The 3,389-nt window shown below is 61.0% G+C and carries 2 protein-coding genes and 1 pseudogene; 2 read left to right on the top strand and 1 reads right to left on the bottom strand.

The features are described 5' to 3' along the window. Both ACFHPP_RS30645 and ACFHPP_RS30640 read left to right on the top strand, forming a co-directional pair. On the top strand, positions 1-975 hold a 975-nt coding region (locus ACFHPP_RS30645; protein ID WP_437167014.1), incomplete at its 5' end, for a tyrosine-type recombinase/integrase. 585 nt (positions 976-1,560) lie between these two features. Continuing rightward, a complete protein-coding gene (locus ACFHPP_RS30640; RefSeq protein ID WP_437167013.1) occupies positions 1,561-2,979 on the top strand; it encodes an MBL fold metallo-hydrolase in 1,419 nt (472 codons plus the stop codon). A 169-nt stretch (positions 2,980-3,148) separates the two neighbouring features. Here the strand turns inward: ACFHPP_RS30640 and ACFHPP_RS30635 are convergent. Continuing rightward, a pseudogene (locus tag ACFHPP_RS30635) lies at positions 3,149-3,304 on the bottom strand (IS5/IS1182 family transposase); the annotation flags it as partial. Positions 3,305-3,389 lie beyond the last annotated feature (85 nt).

Below are 3,389 nucleotides of genomic sequence, written 5' to 3'. Positions count from 1 at the left end.
TATTTATTTATCGGACACGATCTGCCCGGGATCCCTATGACCCAGCCCCCTGCCCCGCCCGCCCCGCGCGCCGACACCTCGCCGGCGCTCCGCGACCTCGCCGCCACCGCCGAGCGCGCCCGCGGCTACGCCCACCAGGCGCGGGCCCAAAGCACGCGGCGCAGCTACGCCATCGCCTGGACGGATTTTTGCCGCTGGTGCGCTGAGCATGGCCTGGCGCCGCTGCCGGCCGCCCCGGAGACCGTCGGGCTGTTCCTCGCCGACCGGGCGCAGACCCTCCGCCCCGCCTCGCTGCGGCTGCGCCTGGTCGCCATCGGCCAGGCGCACCGCCTGCAGGGCCACGCGCTCGACCCGCGCCACCCCGCCATCCGCGAGGTCTGGGCCGGCATCCGCCGCCAGCACGGCACCGCGCCGCGCCAGAGCACCGCGGCGACCAGCGAGGTGCTGCGCGACCGCGCCCTGCTGCTGGTCGGCTTCGCCGCGGCGCTGCGGCGGTCGGAGCTGGTGGCGCTCGACGCGGCCGATTTGCGGCCGGTGCCGGAAGGCGTCGTGCTGACGCTGCGCCGCTCCAAGACCGACCCCGACGGCGCCGGCACCGAGATCGCCCTGCCGCACGGCCAGCACGACCTCACCTGCCCGGTACGGGCGCTCGCCGCCTGGCGCGACGCCGCCGGCCTCGCGGACGGCGCAATCTTTGTCTCGGTCACCCGGGGCGGCCGCGCCACCGCCACCCGCCTGTCCGACCGCGACGTGGCGCGGGTGGTTAAAGCCGCCGTCGCCGCCGCCGGCTACGACCCCGCCGGCTTTGCCGGACACTCGCTGCGCGCCGGCTTTGCCACCTCGGCCGCCCGCGCCGGCGTGCCGGAACACGCCATCATGCAGCAGACCCGCCACCGCTCCGCTGCCACCCTGCGCGGCTATGTCCGCCGCGGCGGCCTGTTTCGCGACAACGCCGCCAGCAAGGTCGGGCTGTAAGGCGGACCGCGGCGGCCCTCTTCCTCCTACCGCCTGGCGCACAACGTGCTGCCTGGTCACGCGGACCGCGCGCGAGGCCGGTGTCGAGCCGCCGGTTTAGGCGGCACGTCGCGATTTGGAAGCATGAGCCTCGGCGGCACCACCTCACTTGGGCCAGACAGGTTCGCGCCGACGGCCTCTGTCCCCAGCAGCTCCGCGCCGCCCTGGTTATCTCCGCGACGCCGACGCGTAACTGCCGAAATGGCGGGAGCTGGGTTACCAGTTTCACCTATCAAGCCCCTGAGCACAGCCTACTCCCAAGAGTTACTTACAATGGGAGATGGACGTTTGTCGTTAGCTCGTATCAGGTTCGCCTCGTCGTGATGCACTTCACCTCATCAAGGCTCTATCCCGCCACACTCACCGGACAAAGGCTGGCTCGCACGTCCGCAACTAGCGCGAGACTCCAGATCGCTGAGGAACGAGGAAGAAAAGGCAAACGTATCGTGCAGGACCATAGCTGCATCTTAAATCTTGAGCCTGGCATACCTCATCCGAAGATCAATTAAGATTCACACTCGGGGGATGGATCCAATGAGGTTTCGAGTGTTGGGGCATGCCTGTCTTGAAGTGGCGGCATCTGATTGCCGCCTGTTATGTGATCCCTGGCTGATCGGATCTGCCTATTGGCGCTCCTGGTGGAATTACCCTCCCGTGCCCGACGGCTTGCTGGAAGGGCTTGATCCCAACTTCATCTATCTGACCCATCTACACTGGGATCACTTTCACGGTCCCACACTTCGCCGTCTCGGCCTTAACCGGCACATCCTCATTCCAAAGACGCCTGATCGACGCATCTACAACGATCTCAAGGCGATGGGCTGCGATCACATTACGGAACTTGTGCATGGCAAGCCCTTTCGGCTTGACGACGACTTCCGGATAACCAGTTACCAGTTCGGCCATTTCGCAGACTCGGTCCTAATTATCGAGGCAAATGGCAAGACGATCATGAATGCTAATGATTGCAAGATCATGGGACTTCCACTGCGCCAGATTCTGCAAAAGCATCCCAAGATCGACTTTCTTCTGCGCAGCCATAGCTCCGCCAACGCAAGGCTTTGTTTCGAAATAATAGATCGGGGCGGTCAACACACTGACGATCAAAAAAAATACAGTATTGAGTTCGCCGAGTTCGCGCTAGCCGTGAAGGCAAGGTATGCAATTCCATTCGCCAGCAACAACTGCTATCTCCACCCGGAAACACAAAAATTTAATCAGTATTTAAATTTCGGTATAAACGTCAAGCGGTATTTCGAGCAGAATGCTATCGTAGAACCAGAGTGTGTTGTCTGCGCTCCAGGCGATGGATGGGATCACGATGCAGGCTTTACCCTAACCAATAAAGATTGGTACACGAACCTAGATGAACATCTGGATTTGTACCTGCGGGCGAAGACAGCTACTTTGGAAAGTCTCACACAACAAGAGGCCAAAGTGGTCCTGAAAGAGAGGGTCGTGGCGAAGTACGCCGAAAGTTTATTTTCCGGAACACCTTTCCCACTCCGCAGGTTGTTTCGAGGCAAACCCATTACGCTTGTAGCTCATAGCGAGGCAGGCGACACGGCCTACGAGTTAGATCTGTATGCCAAAAAATGGCAAAGGCTCGATGGCTGGAGTGACGCGGAGAATCCAATCCAGATCCACGCCCAGGCGCGTATTTTCCTGATGTGCATAAAACAAGTGAATTGGAATAGTCTCGGCATATCCAAGAGAGTTCGTTTTCGCGTGAAGGACGCCGATAAAAAATACATCAGCTATTTTCTTGAAATTAATGATCTGTTTGATTGCGATGTATTGCCACTGTCCAAATGCGTGAACCCTCGATTCGCTTTGACTTGGCTCCGGAGATGGCGCGAGCTGATGCTCTATGGACACATCGCGATTGACCTAGCCAGGGGGCGCGGTTTTGCATACCGTAACTATCTTCCCGCTTTTCAGGGGCTGGATGCGGTGAGGTCTTGATGCCTGCTTGACCCGCCAAACTCTCTCCCCTCATCGAGTGGTTCAAGCAGAGTTTCCGTGGCAGCCGCGATAGCCAAATGCCAGCGACCCACAAAGCCGGTGTAGCCTGAAAGGCTTCTGAGGACTGCTGGACGAAAAGTCCCTGTGACCCGGTAAGGGCGGATTATAAGACAGGTTCAACCACCTCCTTGCGTAATCGGTAGCAACTGCGCCGGCCGGCGCGTCTGAGCCGCTGGCGCATTGTCGAGACCAATGGTCCTCGGCGTTGCTCCTCGCCCTCGTCGGGATGCTTGGCGCGGCCGGTGGCGACGTAGCCGCGGATCCCGCCCTCGCGCCAGGCAAACTGCCCCTCGGGCAGACCCGGCCAGTTGTGCAGGCCGAAGACGTGGTCGAAGGGAAAGCGCTTGAGG

The sequence above is a fragment of the Falsiroseomonas sp. E2-1-a20 genome (assembly GCF_051433195.1).
Classification (GTDB): Bacteria; Pseudomonadota; Alphaproteobacteria; order Acetobacterales; family Acetobacteraceae; genus Falsiroseomonas.
Note: the sequence above shows the minus strand (reverse complement) of the source record. Positions and strands in the feature narration are given on the sequence as shown.